Origin of the sequence: Ruegeria meonggei, from assembly GCF_042768335.1 — a bacterium.
GTDB classification, from domain to species: Bacteria; Pseudomonadota; Alphaproteobacteria; order Rhodobacterales; family Rhodobacteraceae; genus Ruegeria; species Ruegeria meonggei.
In genome coordinates, this window is sequence record NZ_JAXHBT010000001.1 from 2,412,805 (window position 1) to 2,425,771 (window position 12,967).

Consider the following 12,967-nt stretch of genomic DNA (forward strand, 5'->3'; position numbering starts at 1 on the left):
CCCCTGACGCGACAGCGCGGGAGTAAACAAGGATAAAACGAACTTTATCAACTAACATTCAAAACTCAAACTTAGGTCGGTATGGGCTCAAATCGGTCATCCGACGCTTTCTGTCGGGCTTGCGGCCTGTCCCGACGTGACCAACGGCGGCTGTGCGGGACTTTGCTACCTTTCACCGCAACTGATTCAATGGCCGCTTTGCCAGAAATCGAGAAACAACCGTCACACTGTTGTCATTCGCGTCTAGCAGTGAGCAGCCGGTCGGTGGCCAACTTGATTTGGTTCAAGTAGCTTTCATGCCCATCCACAACTGACATTTCTAAATCCGGTGCCCCTGTCCGTCCCGCAAGTGCAATTTGGGCGCAGAACCAATTTAGGACTGCACCGCGTGGCAGGGTGTCGGCTGGTGGAAAATCCTGTTCAACTGCGGGTGCTTTCTCAATCTCACCAGCCAACAACTTGGCGGCGAAACTCGGATCGGCAATAAAGGGACGACCCATCCCGATCAGGTCGGTCTTGCCGCTAGCAATGGCGTCATTCATTGCACCAACGGATCGAAACCCACCGGTGACCATCAGAGGAATAGTCAAGGCATCTTTGATAGCAGCGGCATAATCCAGAAAGTAAGCCTCGCGAATCTGAGTTGATCCGCTTTTCGACGCATGTTGATACGCTGTCGGCTCTTCGAAGTTGCCGCCCGAGATTTCGATGAAATCCACACCCTCTGCTTCCAACATGACAGCCACTTGAACTGAATCCGCGTGGTCGAACCCGCCTTTCTGGAAATCGGATGAGTTCAGTTTGACGGCAACGATGAAGCCCGGATCAACTGCTTGCCGAACCGCTTTGACTACCTCGATTGACAGCCGAGCCCTGTTTTCCAATGCACCGCCCCAGCGGTCAGTACGGGTGTTTATCCGAGGCGACAGCGCAGAACTAAGCAGGTAACCATGCGCGGCATAAATCTCGACGCCATCAAACCCAGCCTCCTGTGCAAGCCTCGCAGATCGCACGAATTTTGAGATGATCTCTTCAAATTCGGGCTCGCCTGCTGGGGTCGGCTTGCCATAACCGGGTAAGTCTAGCTGGACGTCTGATATCGATGTCGGGTGGGCATTGATTGTCTCAGGGGTTTGCCGTCCGGCGTGGGCAAGTTGAGCAAGGATTTTCGCACCACCACTCTTGCCTGCTGCGGCAAGTGCTGAAACGCGCTCCATGTCGGAACTGGGGTCCAATACAAAGTTGCCAGCATGTTCGAGATGCATCCGATCAACGGGTGTGTTCCCCGTGATCAAAAGCGCGGCACCACCTTTGCTCCATTGTGCAAAGAGGTCAATCTGGGCTTGCGTGGGATTGTTGTATTCGTCCGCAAGCGCTTCCGACATTGCGGATTTCACGATACGGTTTTTCAGTGTGACACCGTTTGGCAGTTTCAGTTGTTGACCGATGTTCATAACTACAGTTCCTCCGCCAGTATTTTCAGTGCTGCTGCGATTGCGTCTTCGTCCCGTCTGTAAAACGTCCATTGCCCATGCCGTTCTGATGTAACTAGCTCAGCGTCTTTGAGCAGGCGCATGTAGGTCGAGATTGTCGATTGTGAGAGGTTTGCCCTCTCCTGAATATAGCCGACGCAGACCCCGCTCAGGTCAGCGTGTTCCGGCAGAGCTGGTGGGAAATTGGAGCGATCCTTGAGCCATGCCAGTATCTGGCGGCGAACCGGGTTGTTGAGGGCCGAAAGAGTTTTATCAATATCCATATATCGGTATATCGCGATATACAGTTTAAGAGTCAAGTGATCTGACCTGAGTTTTTGAGAAAGCAGCCGTTAGCTACCATGCAGCAACGTGGTAGGTGTGGGCTCGCAGCCGACATCTGATAACTTCACTCAGACAAATGACGGGCAAATAGACGGCCAATGTCGGCAAAGTGCTGTAAGCAGCCTAGTGCACCTGCGGCTACCAGTTCACTCAGCACTGACCGGTAAGGGCTCAACGCACCAGCTTGTGCACGTCGCAGAGAATGTCGGCAGTGAGCCCATTTTGACCGATGCTGCGCCCTGCGCGAAGGTCGGTTTTGCCGCTATTTTCTACAGCATTGCTTGTAAAACGTCCCAATCCAAGCTGTAAACGCAACGATGTGGCCAGAATCTGATGCTGCTCCATTTTTTCAATCCTAAGGCAAGTGCGAGATATGAATCGTATCGTCATTGCCGCGCAAACCTTATGTGAAAAGATGTATGATTTTGGTCATCAATTTCTGGCCTTGCCTATCTATTGCTCGCCAACATGTGACAACTTTTGGATCAAATCGTAGGTGGCGAGAATCCGAGCCTTGTTCGGGTAGTTGCGATTGGCCAGAACCACAATGCCAAGATCTTCGCTGGGCAAGAACGCCACGTAAGCACCAAACCCGTTAGTCGACCCGGTCTTGTGCAAGATGACATCTTGTTGCGGAGGCAAAGGTGGTTCGATGCGCTCTATGGGCTTTGGCCGACCGGCAAAGCTATATCCGGCACCCTTTATCATAACCTCAACACTGGTGGGCCATGGATATTGTTCCCAGATCATGTCTTGTACGTAATAAGGCGTCTTGGTTTGCCCTTGCCGTGTCCTCCCAAGTGCAGAAGTCAGTTCTAGTGAGCCCTCTATGTTACCCAGCTCGAGGTCCAGAAGACGAAGCATATCTCGTGCAGTTGATTTCACGCCATAGGCTTCTGCATCCAAAACTCCCGGATTGACCCGGATTGGTTCGTTGGTCCTGCGATCATAACCGAAGGCGTAACTTTCCATCGCCGCAGCCGGAACTTTCACCCAGGTACTTTCGAGTCCCATAGCTGGGAACAACACCTTTTCTGACGCGTCCATAAAACTCATACCAAAGGCGTCAGCGGTGATATGACCAAGAAGGCCGATGCTGACGTTCGAATAGCTTCGGGTGCCAACTTGACGGGGCTTCCAATCGGCTAGCCAGTCGATCAGGCCTGAAACATCCTTTATTGAGTTAGGTACCTGAAGAGGTAAACCACCGGTTGTGTGTGTCGCCAAGTCCATGAGGCTGAGGTCACCAAAGGCAGAGCCCCGCAACTTGACGATCAGGTCGGATACCGCCTCATCGAGATTCAAAATTCTTCGTTGTTCTGCCAGAGCCGCAAGGCTAGCGTTGAAGACCTTGCTGATGGAGCCGAGCTCGAAGATGGTATCAGTCGAGACTGCTTTGTTTTCTTCGCGCGACGCTAAGCCTGTTGCGTAAAAGTAATGCTTGCCCTTTATGGTGACGCCAACGACGAGGCCCGGAATGTCGTAGTCCGCGATTGCGGATGAGAAGCTGCGCTCAGCCAGTTCCGCAATCTTGTCTTCGTTGATGACCTGCGCCGACAGCGTGGTAGCGGTCCCGACCATAAGAGCCCCGCCAAGCATAACTGAGCGCAGTAGGTTGAAAGGTTGTATCTTCATTTATCTTTTCCGTTTTGCAAATTTTCAGGCAGGCATGGGCCCCATCCGCTCTATTGATCAATTCAGATGGCCACTCTTCTTCTTGCGAGAAAGGTGCAATGTGGTTGATCTGTAACGATGTATGAAGCCATGTAATGCTATGAGAGCTACAGCTGTCCGGAATCGTGTACAAACGACTAATTGTACGACTCGTCATTAGGAAAGGTAATGGCAATGGATCGCCCCAATATTCCCTTGAATGCTCTGCGCACATTTGAAGTTGCAGCTCGACAGGGCAGTTTCACCAGTGCAGCGATCGAGCTTTGTGTGACACAGGCTGCTGTCAGCCATCAGATATTGCGACTTGAAGACCAGCTTGGTGTTAAACTGTTCCATCGCACGCCCAAGGGATTGATCTTGACGTCTGAAGCTGAGGCACTCTCGCCTGTCCTAACCTCTAGCTTTGATCAAATCGGTGGAGTTTTGGATCGCTTTCTGGACGGTCGGTATGTTGAGACGATCAATGTTGGCGTTGTAACCACTTTTGCCGCTGGATGGTTGATGAGACGCTTGACTGAGTTCAAAAAGCTTCACCCGGGGATAAGCATCCGCCTCTTCACCAACAACAACCGCGTGGATATGGCACGCGAGGGATTGGATCTTGCTATCCGTTTTGGACAAGGGCGCTGGCCCGGGCTGACCGCACTACCATTGATGCAGACACCGCTCACACCCCTTTGCGCGCCCGCTCAGGCTTCACAATTGGAAACGCCAGAAAAATTGGCACAGCAATTTCTTTTTCGGTCCTACCGCACGGACGAATGGCCCATATGGTTCAAAGAAGCCGCAATCCATCCCCCAAAACTGGACGGTCCCGTCTTCGATTCCTCTATTGCCATGGCTGAACTTGCTGCAAATGGCCTAGGTGTAGCCCTTCTGCCTTATGGCATGTTTGAAACACAACTTGCGGAGGGGCGGTTGGCGCGGCCATTTCATCTGGAAGTTACGACGGGTCGATATTGGATCACTCGTCTAGCAAGCAAGCCGGAATCATCCGCTACACGCGCGTTCGAGGCTTGGTTGACTGAAACTGCAAACTGAGCCGTAGAATTAAAATATGCTTGAACCACGGAGGTCCGTGTTGATCAGAATTGCTCTGACCGGATGGGGATGAGATTGGAAACCTAAGTTCTTTCAGAGCGGACATCGGCGCAATTGCGGCGAACGGCTCCAATGTCCCGCGTAGCCGCTGTCCACGGCTCCAAAACACTGCATCTTTGATTTAAAGTCCGCTTCCTGTGCATTGCCGCCGTCGCTGGGGCCCAGTGCTGCAAAGGCAGCGAAGGTCTGCTTGGTGGCCAACTCACCTAAAGGCCACGTCAGTTTGTCCGGGAAATCGTGCCAAATTGTCCGAAAGCTGCCGCCGCGCTATAAAAATGGTCGCCAGCAACATATGAGGCAGGCGGTGATTGCTTTGCCTCTCGACTCACAAAACAGGGGGCTAATGAGGGCTTTTGTCCCCTTTTTGTCCCCCAGAACAAATCATTAGATTAAATTACGGCACTATAATCACGTATGTAATTGTTTTAACTGGCGATCCCTGAAGGACTCGAACCCTCAACCTGCTGATTAGAAGTCAGCTGCTCTATCCAGTTGAGCTAAGGGACCGCTGCGCCCTTCTTGCTGCTTTTACGGGCGGGGTTCAAGAGCCAAGCGCATGAAGGCGCTGTTGGGATCGTCGTCATAGCCGAAGATCGGTCCGCAATAGGAATACCCCAGCGCCTCATAGAGTTTGCGCGCGGCTTCATATTCGGAAAGATGGGCGGCACCTGTCTCGAGCACAAGGGCCGAAACCCCTTCAGTCCGCGCCAGATCAGCCAGATAGGTCATGATGACCTGCGCCAGGCCACGGCCACGGGCGGCGGCCACGACATGCACGGACTTCACCTCGGCGGTGCCATCCGGCAGTGTCTTGAGCGCGCCGCACCCCATTGCCTTGCCGGCCTCGTACAATGCCCAAAAGCGAATGCCTGGCTCTCGCAGCGCGTCAACATCCAAAGTGTGGTTCGAGGTCTGCGGCGTTGCACCCCAGCTATGAGCCAGATGCGCCTGAATGATCGGGCGCAGATCCTCTGCTCCGGGGTCAGCTGCGCGGATGTCGATCATTCAGACGGTCTCGGTCAATGGGTCCATGGTACCCGGCGTCCCGTGGCGAAGTTTTCGCCATATCCACCCGCACGCACATTGGCCTTACGCTTGTGTGGCTCGCTGACCATCGCGTCGATGCCGTTATCCTTGGCGTAATCCAGCGCCTCTTCTTTGGTGTCGAACTTCAGCCGCACCTGCGTCTGCGTGTCGTTTGAAGAGGTCCAGCCCATCAACGGATCAACCTCACGCATCGACGCGGGGGCGTATTCCAGAACCCACTTGCGGGTCTTGGCCATACCCGAGGTCATCGCATTCCTAGAAGGCTGGTAAATCCGTGCGCGCATGTCGCCTCTCCGTACTCACTTGGCTGAGGATGTTTATGCGCCAAGCGCGCCGCGCCGACAAGCCTGCAATTGTCACATTGCCTGGGATTTGAATTGCCCCTTGAACAAGAACAAAAACAGATCAAAATCAGCCACGAAAGGAATCTCCCCCTATGGCTTATGCTCATTCCGACAAGACCCAGCTGTCCGCCGAAGATGTCCGTGCCCGCCTGAAGCTGGAAGGCGGCAAACAATTTGTCATGCATACGGAATTCTCACCGGCCGGAGATCAACCGACCGCGATCAAGGAATTGACCGGCGGCGTGCAGGACGGCGAGCGGGATCAGGTTCTGTTGGGGGCGACTGGCACAGGTAAGACGTTCACCATGGCCAAAGTGATCGAGGAAACCCAGCGCCCGGCGATCATCCTGGCCCCCAATAAGACGTTGGCAGCCCAGCTTTATGGTGAGTTCAAAGGCTTCTTCCCCGAAAACTCGGTCGAGTATTTCGTGTCCTATTACGATTACTACCAGCCCGAGGCCTACGTGGCGCGGTCTGACACCTACATAGAAAAAGAGAGCCAGATCAACGAACAGATCGATCGGATGCGCCACTCGGCCACGCGGTCGTTGCTGGAACGCGATGACGTGATCATCGTGGCCTCGGTGTCCTGTATCTATGGTATCGGCTCGGTCGAAACCTACGGTGCGATGACGCAGGACCTGAAGGTGGGGAACGAATATGACCAGCGGCAGGTGATGGCCGATCTGGTGGCCCAGCAATACCGCCGCAACGATCAGGCGTTTCAGCGCGGGTCATTCCGGGTGCGCGGCGATTCCCTGGAAATCTGGCCTGCCCACCTTGAAGACCGGGCCTGGAAGTTCTCGTTCTTTGGTGAGGAACTGGAAACGATCACTGAATTTGACCCGCTGACCGGCGAACGTGCCGCGAACATGGAGCAAGTGCGGGTCTATGCGAATTCCCACTACGTGACGCCGAAACCCACCATGCAACAGGCTATCATCGGCATCAAAAAAGAGCTGCGGATGCGCCTCGACCAGTTGGTTGGTGAGGGCAAGCTGCTGGAGGCCCAACGGCTGGAACAGCGCTGCAACTTCGACCTAGAAATGCTCGAAGCCACCGGCGTGTGCAACGGGATCGAGAACTACTCGCGGTATCTGACCGGTCGCGCGCCGGGTGAGCCGCCCCCGACCCTGTTCGAGTTCATCCCCGACAACGCAATCGTATTCGCCGACGAATCCCACGTCAGCGTGCCGCAGATCGGCGGCATGTATCGGGGTGACTATCGGCGCAAATTCACCCTGGCCGAGCACGGCTTCCGCTTGCCGTCCTGCATGGACAACCGCCCCCTCAAGTTCGAGGAATGGGATGCGATGCGCCCACAGTCCGTCTTTGTTTCGGCCACCCCCGCCAAGTGGGAGATCGAACAGACCGGCGGCGTCTTCACAGAACAGGTTATCCGCCCCACCGGGCTCTTGGATCCCGAGGTCGAAATCCGCCCCGTCGGCATGCAAGTCGACGATCTGCTGGACGAGGTGCGCAAGGTCGCCGCCGATGGCTATCGCACGCTGGTCACAACGCTGACCAAACGCATGGCCGAGGATCTGACCGAATACATGCACGAACAGGGCATCAAAGTCCGCTATATGCATTCCGACATCGACACGCTGGAACGCATCGAGATTCTGCGTGACCTGCGGTTGGGGGCCTTCGACGTGCTGATCGGCATCAACCTGCTGCGCGAGGGGCTCGACATCCCGGAATGCGGGCTGGTGGCCATTCTGGACGCCGACAAAGAAGGCTTCCTGCGGTCCGAGACCTCTCTGGTTCAAACCATCGGTCGCGCCGCGCGGAACGCTGACGGGCGGGTGATCATGTATGCCGACAAGATCACTGGTTCCATGGAGCGCGCCCTGAACGAGACCAACCGCCGCCGCGCCAAGCAGATGGCCTATAACGAGGAACACGGCATCACACCCGCAACGGTGAAGAAAAATGTCGAGGACGTTCTGGCCGGTCTCTATAAAGGCGACGTCGACATGAACCGCGTCACCGCTACCATCGACAAACCGATGCACGGCGCCAACCTCGAGGCGCATCTGGACGGGCTGCGCGACAAGATGCGCAAAGCCGCCGAGAACCTGGAATTCGAAGAGGCCGCCAACGTCCGAGATGAGATCAAACGTCTGGAAGCGGTCGATCTCGCCATCGCCGACGACCCCATGGCACGCCAATGGGCGGTCGAGAAAGCCTCAGAAGACGCAGTGAAATCACGCGGACGGTCAACGGCTGGACGGCCGGGGCAGCGGGGTGGGAATGTGAAGAGGCGGAAAAGGTAAATATCACGCAACTGATGATTGCATTCCTACCTGATTCAGGAAATCTAACTTCCTAAACAATTAGTTTAGGAAAATTCTTTGATGGCTATATTTATTATAGTTGGATTGCTCGGCTCATTCTCCATCCTAGCAATGGCTTGGGTTTGGGTGAGCGTGCTTGCGGGGTGGCGTGAAGCTTCACCCGGCAGAGCCCTTGCAATGCTTTGGTTCCTGCTTCTTCTGATAGCCATCTTGGGACTTGGAATAAACTCAGACTACGGGATGGCCCCGCTGGCGGTGTTAGCTTTGTGGCCAATTTCAGTACTATTTTTGCTAAAATCTGCTGTTGCCGCGAAACTCTTTATTTTCATTTGTGCGGCGTTGATCTTGGTTGCTTTGATTGGCGTAGTCGCTTCAATTATGCCGGGCAAAGCAAAAGCTCCGACCGTAATTGTCGGTGCAACGCTTGCGGTGTTGGGCCCGGTCGCACTGCAGAACGCACAGGTGCAATGGCAAATGACAAGATATGCGGAAGCATCCGAGTTACGCATCATCGAACGTTCGTCGCTGTTCGAATCTGTCCGGAATCGCTCCGATGGCTACCAAGACCCACATGGCGTTGCTTGCGATACTGGGAATTGGCCACATCTTTGGAGCTACCGACACAGAAACTGGATCGCGTTACCGACCAACACTCGTTACGGCGGCGACACTAAGGAAAGAGTCATGAGCGTTTGTCTTCAAAGGTAACCCGCACCCTACACTTCAACCTTGCAGCCCTGCGCTCCCTCCTCCACGTTTGAAATCACAAATTGTGAGTCCAAACGGTTGCCATGACAAACCCGAACACCCTGCCCAGTATGCATGAGGTCCAAAGCGCCATTCACCGGGTGCGTTGTATCCGCAGGGTGCTGGCCGAAGGTCTGGCGCGAATCTCAGGAAAATCCGTCAGCGCCTTCCATCAAACCCCATCACGCAACACCAACCTTTTTGACGACTACTCGAACCCTGCAATGCGATAACGGGGTAGAAGGGTCGCAACCCAGTACCACTGAAATCGTCTGATCAATCAAAAAGCAACACGCGTTCAAAAAACTATCGCATGAGTTGTAATCTGCAATTATGCAAGAAACTATCACCTTCGGAATATTTCTCGGAGTAGATTGATTTGCCTATACTAATACTCATCCTGACCGCAGTTGGCGGCGCAATTTGGTGGTGGGTTCGCAACAACCCAAGAGAAGCCCTAAATACCGCTCAGGACGTGGCGACGACGCTGAAAAACGCCCCCAGAAAGCTCGCGTTTCGCAGCGTTGCCAATGCGCATCCCGTCGAAGGCATCGATGATGAGCAGATTGCGATATGCGCAATTGCACAGTCCTTTATCGAGCCTGATGACCTGCCCACCTCGGACCAACGTCAACAACTGCATGTCCTTTTGCGGTCAAAGCTGCGGTGTTCCGAAGAAGAAGCGCACGAGATGGAGGTCCTTGGACGATGGCTGATGACGCAATGCAACGGCCCTGGCGGTGCAATTTCCAGGTTGGGTCGCCGGCTGCAGAAGATCGATGGCGGGGCCTCTTGGAATCGCCTTCAAGAGATATTGATGCCGCTGGCGGGGGATGCATTGTCTCGTGCACAGATCGAAGCCATCGCAGATCTGAAAACCGCGCTCAGGGTGAAATGAAAGAAGGGGCAATGCCCCGTCTCAGGCTGCTGTTTCACGGAAATCTACTGCCGTTTCTCTTTTGACTCGAAAGACAGGGTAAGCTGCATCCTACATCCCCAACTCCGCCCGTTTTTTCCTGGTCATTTTGGCTACGACCAGATCATAAGACGTTACAATATGTTCACGCAGTGAGCTGTCGCTCATCCCTCGGTCCTCATAGACCTGCAGCCACTTCATCCCCCGCGACGCCAGATAGGGGGCGGGGCGGATGCCAGGCTCGTGCTGCAACACCTCATACGCCAGGTCGGTGGCTTTGAAGGTGAAAGCATCCTTGCCGTCATTCCAGCCGCAAATTGCAAACACTTTATCGCCCACCTTCCACACATCCGAATTGCCCCATTGCACCACATGACTGGTGGCTTTGAGGCTTGCGCAGAAAGAGTTGAATTCATCGCGGATCATATCAACCAATGTGACGAGAACCCCGATCCGGGGCAAGCCCGGCGAACACCGGACGCATCAAAAGGAAGTCTCATTTCTTAACAATTTGTGAACAATTTTTTGCCCCTATCTTCTGTAGTTCTGTGACTGCGAACTGGCGCAACAGAAACCAAGTGATACGGGGGCAGGCGTATTCGGGCCAACCTTCTACAATTTCAATCACTTGCAAACATTCCAGAGAACAAGATCGCGCCACAAAAACAGAGCGCACTGATTATAAAGGGACGAACATGACGCTTTCAACAGACAAGCAGCAACTCATCGAACAGCGGATCGCCAACGATTCAAAGAACATTTTTGTAGCCTACTTGCTTTGGTTTTTCGTGGGGATGTTTGGCGGACATCGTTTCTATCTGGGTGAAAGCAAATCTGCGATCATCATGCTGGTCCTGACCATTTTGGGTTTCGTGACCGCCATTCTTATTGTGGGTTACTTTATTTTGCTGGGCGTTTGCATCTGGGTGCTGGTTGACGCCTTCCTCATCCCTGGCAAAATCACCACCCAAAAGAACATAATGCGTCAGCAACTGACCGCTGAGATGTCGACATAACCACCTAGTGCGGCTGGCCGCACTTTCGCACAACAAATTTGGGGCGGAAATCTCCCGCCCCTTATGCCCTTAGCCCTTGTCCCAATGGGCGATCACATCAAACCCGACGGGGTTTGGCGGGCTTTCCATGAATTCGGCGAAATGGCCCCACAGCTCGGCCACTTTGGGTGCGTTCGCGTTCGAAGTCTCTTCGGATTCCACCACCGAAATTACATAACCCGAGCCATCTTCGTTCATCACATTGGTAAAGCTATGAATCCCTGGCATCGCCATGATCTGATCTTTTAGTTGATTCATTTTGTCCGTCGCTGCCGCGCGGGTGCCGGGCTTCATTTTGAACTGGGTAATACGTGCAAACATGTCTTGTCTTCCTTTCCAGGTAGAATCCCCAATATCGGCGTAAAACGCGCCTCGGTCAGTGTAGCACAAAAGAGAAACGGCACCCGAATTGACCAATCGGGGCAAAACTGCCGCTTAGGGTCGCAGGAATTTGGCGTTGCCGACCGTGCGTGATGCCGGCACCTCGGCCTGTTTTGGTGGTGTGTCCTGAACTGGTGAGGGCACCGGCGCGCCACATGCAATACCGTCGCCATCCGGGTCGTTGCGCCGGTGGTATCCCGGCTGCCCTTCGTAAAATGGGCCGCGTACAAATGACTCTACCGCTGAACATCCAGCCAGGGCGATCAGATGTACGGTCGCCTCTTCACGTTCAAATTCGGACGTACGCAGATAGACGCCCACCGCGATCCCGATGGTCGTCACCGGTAACATAAGCACCATGGTCAAAATCCGCAGCGGCGACAACGCGCGTTTTCGCAGGGTTTCGGCCCGTTTGCGCCGCCTTGCGGCTGCGGGTTCACCGGAAAACGCTGTGGACAAAAGGTTCCTTGGAGACATGCAAACCCGATACACGTGATTTGTGGCGAAACCGAGACTGAGCATTGATCTTGTCGTCTGAATGGAACTGTAAACAGCGACTATCTCTGCCTCATGCCGCAGGTATGATGGCGGCAACGTACCCACTCCTCAAACATTCGTGAGCTGCCGCGCACTATGCCAGAGACCGATCCGTTGACGCATCCCCGGCAGACATCTGGCCTGATCAGCGCACCACATGAACTGCGCAGGCGGCGTGGCGCACCACGTGGTTCGCGGTTGAGCCCAACAGCAAGTCCTGCATGCCCGGCCGATGCGAAGCGATGACAATCAGATCCGGCTTATGCGCCTCGGCCCAATCCAGAATTGTACGGCCCGAATGCCCTTCGACCACAATGCCAACGGCCTTTGGAAGCTTCGCGGCAAGCGCATCCAATTCCAACTGAATCGCCTTGCGGGCTTCGATCAGATATTCGGGCGGCATGTAGGAAATCGCATAGTTTGGAATATGCTCAACTACGTGAAGCAACGTGACCTGAGCGTCCGGTGTCGCCAAAATCTCGGCCAGTTTAAGCGGCCCGGAAATATCCCGCTCAGAATCAAATGAAATGGGAACAAGAATGTTGTGATACATGACGCGCACCTCCGTTTTCACACGGACAGTTTGCGATACCAGTCGTCACAAGGCTTTGATCCAGGTCAGGAACTGCCAAATGTTTCGGCGACGTCATACATTACCGGCTCAAAGCTTTTGCACAGTTCGTTGATCTTTCGGTTGCGATCGCGCATTTCGGGCGTGCGCAGCATGGCCAGGAAATCCTCACGACGTTCCCATTGCGAGTAGTTGGCGATCCGGGTCTGGGCGTCGTTCACATGCAGCCCGGCCGCAACAAACCCCGGCTGTTTTGAGATGAATTCGGCATAGGCATCAGTCAGCGCCTCAAGAAGGTCCTGGCAAGTGCCAGGGGTCATTTCAAAGGTGGTGATAACTGTCTGGACGCTCGCATTCTTGGAAATTTTCGGCATCTGGATTCTCCCTTGTCTTTCGCAAGCCTAACACAGGATTTCGAAAGGTCTTGTGTTTCCTTAATGTCTGATCAGACTGCCCTGGCGTCCAGAAAATGAACAA

At 54.2% G+C, this 12,967-nt stretch carries 17 protein-coding genes and 1 tRNA gene; 6 read left to right on the top strand and 12 right to left on the bottom strand.

Annotated elements, in window-relative coordinates; all coding sequences use genetic code 11:
* Positions 1-233 precede the first annotated feature (233 nt).
* The 4 genes from SJY13_RS11800 to ampC form a co-directional block, all read right to left on the bottom strand.
* The gene (locus SJY13_RS11800) at positions 234-1,454 is read right to left on the bottom strand and encodes an NADH:flavin oxidoreductase/NADH oxidase family protein (protein WP_377191165.1); all 1,221 of its coding nucleotides are present in this window, start codon (positions 1,452-1,454) and stop codon (positions 234-236) included.
* Between the two features lie 2 nt (positions 1,455-1,456).
* The gene (locus tag SJY13_RS11805) at positions 1,457-1,756 is read right to left on the bottom strand and encodes an ArsR/SmtB family transcription factor (RefSeq protein WP_102869353.1); all 300 of its coding nucleotides are present in this window, start codon (positions 1,754-1,756) and stop codon (positions 1,457-1,459) included.
* A 232-nt stretch (positions 1,757-1,988) separates the two neighbouring features.
* Entirely contained in the window at positions 1,989-2,162 is a 174-nt protein-coding gene (locus SJY13_RS11810) for a hypothetical protein (protein WP_377191167.1), read from the bottom strand.
* A 108-nt stretch (positions 2,163-2,270) separates the two neighbouring features.
* Positions 2,271-3,452, bottom strand: a complete 1,182-nt coding sequence (gene ampC / locus SJY13_RS11815; RefSeq protein ID WP_377191169.1) for a class C beta-lactamase — start codon at positions 3,450-3,452, stop codon at positions 2,271-2,273.
* A 207-nt stretch (positions 3,453-3,659) separates the two neighbouring features.
* Between ampC and SJY13_RS11820 the strand changes: the two genes are divergently transcribed.
* Positions 3,660-4,532 carry a LysR family transcriptional regulator gene (locus SJY13_RS11820; RefSeq protein ID WP_377191171.1) on the top strand — a complete coding sequence of 291 codons (873 nt, stop codon included), beginning with the start codon at positions 3,660-3,662 and terminating at the stop codon, positions 4,530-4,532.
* A gap of 490 nt (positions 4,533-5,022) precedes the next feature.
* Here the strand turns inward: SJY13_RS11820 and SJY13_RS11825 are convergent.
* The 3 genes from SJY13_RS11825 to SJY13_RS11835 all read right to left on the bottom strand — a co-directional run bounded on the left by SJY13_RS11825 (position 5,023) and on the right by SJY13_RS11835 (position 5,923).
* Positions 5,023-5,099, bottom strand: a tRNA-Arg gene (locus SJY13_RS11825).
* Between the two features lie 21 nt (positions 5,100-5,120).
* Positions 5,121-5,597, bottom strand: coding sequence for a GNAT family N-acetyltransferase (locus tag SJY13_RS11830; RefSeq protein ID WP_377191173.1), 477 nt, complete (start codon positions 5,595-5,597; stop codon positions 5,121-5,123).
* Between the two features lie 14 nt (positions 5,598-5,611).
* Positions 5,612-5,923: an ETC complex I subunit gene (locus tag SJY13_RS11835; protein ID WP_377191175.1), complete on the bottom strand. Its 312-nt coding sequence runs from the start codon at positions 5,921-5,923 to the stop codon at positions 5,612-5,614.
* A gap of 152 nt (positions 5,924-6,075) precedes the next feature.
* On the opposite strand from SJY13_RS11835, the gene uvrB reads away from it, so the two are divergent.
* The 4 genes from uvrB (at position 6,076) to SJY13_RS11855 (ending at position 9,928) form a co-directional block, all read left to right on the top strand.
* Entirely contained in the window at positions 6,076-8,262 is a 2,187-nt protein-coding gene (gene uvrB / locus SJY13_RS11840) for an excinuclease ABC subunit UvrB (RefSeq protein ID WP_085822821.1), read from the top strand.
* A gap of 81 nt (positions 8,263-8,343) precedes the next feature.
* Positions 8,344-8,991 (top strand): hypothetical protein, encoded by a 648-nt coding sequence (locus SJY13_RS11845; RefSeq protein WP_377191177.1) that lies wholly within the window; start codon positions 8,344-8,346, stop codon positions 8,989-8,991.
* An 83-nt stretch (positions 8,992-9,074) separates the two neighbouring features.
* Positions 9,075-9,263 carry a hypothetical protein gene (locus SJY13_RS11850; RefSeq protein WP_377191179.1) on the top strand — a complete coding sequence of 63 codons (189 nt, stop codon included), beginning with the start codon at positions 9,075-9,077 and terminating at the stop codon, positions 9,261-9,263.
* Positions 9,264-9,409: 146 nt separating this feature from the next.
* On the top strand, positions 9,410-9,928 hold the full coding sequence (locus tag SJY13_RS11855) for a hypothetical protein (protein ID WP_377191181.1): 519 nt from the start codon (positions 9,410-9,412) through the stop codon (positions 9,926-9,928).
* A 90-nt stretch (positions 9,929-10,018) separates the two neighbouring features.
* On the opposite strand, the gene SJY13_RS11860 is transcribed toward SJY13_RS11855, so the two are convergent.
* On the bottom strand, positions 10,019-10,372 hold the full coding sequence (locus tag SJY13_RS11860; RefSeq protein WP_085823033.1) for an MmcQ/YjbR family DNA-binding protein: 354 nt from the start codon (positions 10,370-10,372) through the stop codon (positions 10,019-10,021).
* Positions 10,373-10,494: 122 nt separating this feature from the next.
* On the opposite strand from SJY13_RS11860, the gene SJY13_RS11865 reads away from it, so the two are divergent.
* Positions 10,495-10,962, top strand: coding sequence for a TM2 domain-containing protein (locus SJY13_RS11865; RefSeq protein WP_377191183.1), 468 nt, complete (start codon positions 10,495-10,497; stop codon positions 10,960-10,962).
* 69 nt (positions 10,963-11,031) lie between these two features.
* On the opposite strand, the gene SJY13_RS11870 is transcribed toward SJY13_RS11865, so the two are convergent.
* The 4 genes from SJY13_RS11870 to SJY13_RS11885 all read right to left on the bottom strand — a co-directional run bounded on the left by SJY13_RS11870 (position 11,032) and on the right by SJY13_RS11885 (position 12,864).
* On the bottom strand, positions 11,032-11,322 hold the full coding sequence (locus SJY13_RS11870; protein ID WP_085822826.1) for a hypothetical protein: 291 nt from the start codon (positions 11,320-11,322) through the stop codon (positions 11,032-11,034).
* A gap of 114 nt (positions 11,323-11,436) precedes the next feature.
* Complete coding sequence (locus tag SJY13_RS11875) at positions 11,437-11,859, bottom strand: excalibur calcium-binding domain-containing protein (protein ID WP_234995199.1); 423 nt, start codon at positions 11,857-11,859, stop codon at positions 11,437-11,439.
* 205 nt (positions 11,860-12,064) lie between these two features.
* Positions 12,065-12,472: a universal stress protein gene (locus SJY13_RS11880; protein WP_085822828.1), complete on the bottom strand. Its 408-nt coding sequence runs from the start codon at positions 12,470-12,472 to the stop codon at positions 12,065-12,067.
* Positions 12,473-12,537: 65 nt separating this feature from the next.
* The gene (locus tag SJY13_RS11885) at positions 12,538-12,864 is read right to left on the bottom strand and encodes an antibiotic biosynthesis monooxygenase family protein (protein WP_085822829.1); all 327 of its coding nucleotides are present in this window, start codon (positions 12,862-12,864) and stop codon (positions 12,538-12,540) included.
* Between the last annotated feature and the right edge of the window lie 103 nt (positions 12,865-12,967).

What these genes read in the sequence shown, in the direction of transcription:
- SJY13_RS11800 (WP_377191165.1), bottom strand. Translation starts at nt 1,454, where the DNA reads ATGAACATCGGTCAACAACTGAAACTGCCAAACGGTGTCACACTGAAA.
- SJY13_RS11805 (WP_102869353.1), bottom strand. Translation starts at nt 1,756, where the DNA reads ATGGATATTGATAAAACTCTTTCGGCCCTCAACAACCCGGTTCGCCGC.
- SJY13_RS11810 (WP_377191167.1), bottom strand. Translation starts at nt 2,162, where the DNA reads ATGGAGCAGCATCAGATTCTGGCCACATCGTTGCGTTTACAGCTTGGA.
- ampC (WP_377191169.1), bottom strand. Translation starts at nt 3,452, where the DNA reads ATGAAGATACAACCTTTCAACCTACTGCGCTCAGTTATGCTTGGCGGG.
- SJY13_RS11820 (WP_377191171.1), top strand. Translation starts at nt 3,660, where the DNA reads ATGGCAATGGATCGCCCCAATATTCCCTTGAATGCTCTGCGCACATTT.
- SJY13_RS11830 (WP_377191173.1), bottom strand. Translation starts at nt 5,597, where the DNA reads ATGATCGACATCCGCGCAGCTGACCCCGGAGCAGAGGATCTGCGCCCG.
- SJY13_RS11835 (WP_377191175.1), bottom strand. Translation starts at nt 5,923, where the DNA reads ATGCGCGCACGGATTTACCAGCCTTCTAGGAATGCGATGACCTCGGGT.
- uvrB (WP_085822821.1), top strand. Translation starts at nt 6,076, where the DNA reads ATGGCTTATGCTCATTCCGACAAGACCCAGCTGTCCGCCGAAGATGTC.
- SJY13_RS11845 (WP_377191177.1), top strand. Translation starts at nt 8,344, where the DNA reads ATGGCTATATTTATTATAGTTGGATTGCTCGGCTCATTCTCCATCCTA.
- SJY13_RS11850 (WP_377191179.1), top strand. Translation starts at nt 9,075, where the DNA reads ATGACAAACCCGAACACCCTGCCCAGTATGCATGAGGTCCAAAGCGCC.
- SJY13_RS11860 (WP_085823033.1), bottom strand. Translation starts at nt 10,372, where the DNA reads ATGATCCGCGATGAATTCAACTCTTTCTGCGCAAGCCTCAAAGCCACC.
- SJY13_RS11870 (WP_085822826.1), bottom strand. Translation starts at nt 11,322, where the DNA reads ATGTTTGCACGTATTACCCAGTTCAAAATGAAGCCCGGCACCCGCGCG.
- SJY13_RS11875 (WP_234995199.1), bottom strand. Translation starts at nt 11,859, where the DNA reads ATGTCTCCAAGGAACCTTTTGTCCACAGCGTTTTCCGGTGAACCCGCA.
- SJY13_RS11880 (WP_085822828.1), bottom strand. Translation starts at nt 12,472, where the DNA reads ATGTATCACAACATTCTTGTTCCCATTTCATTTGATTCTGAGCGGGAT.
- SJY13_RS11885 (WP_085822829.1), bottom strand. Translation starts at nt 12,864, where the DNA reads ATGCCGAAAATTTCCAAGAATGCGAGCGTCCAGACAGTTATCACCACC.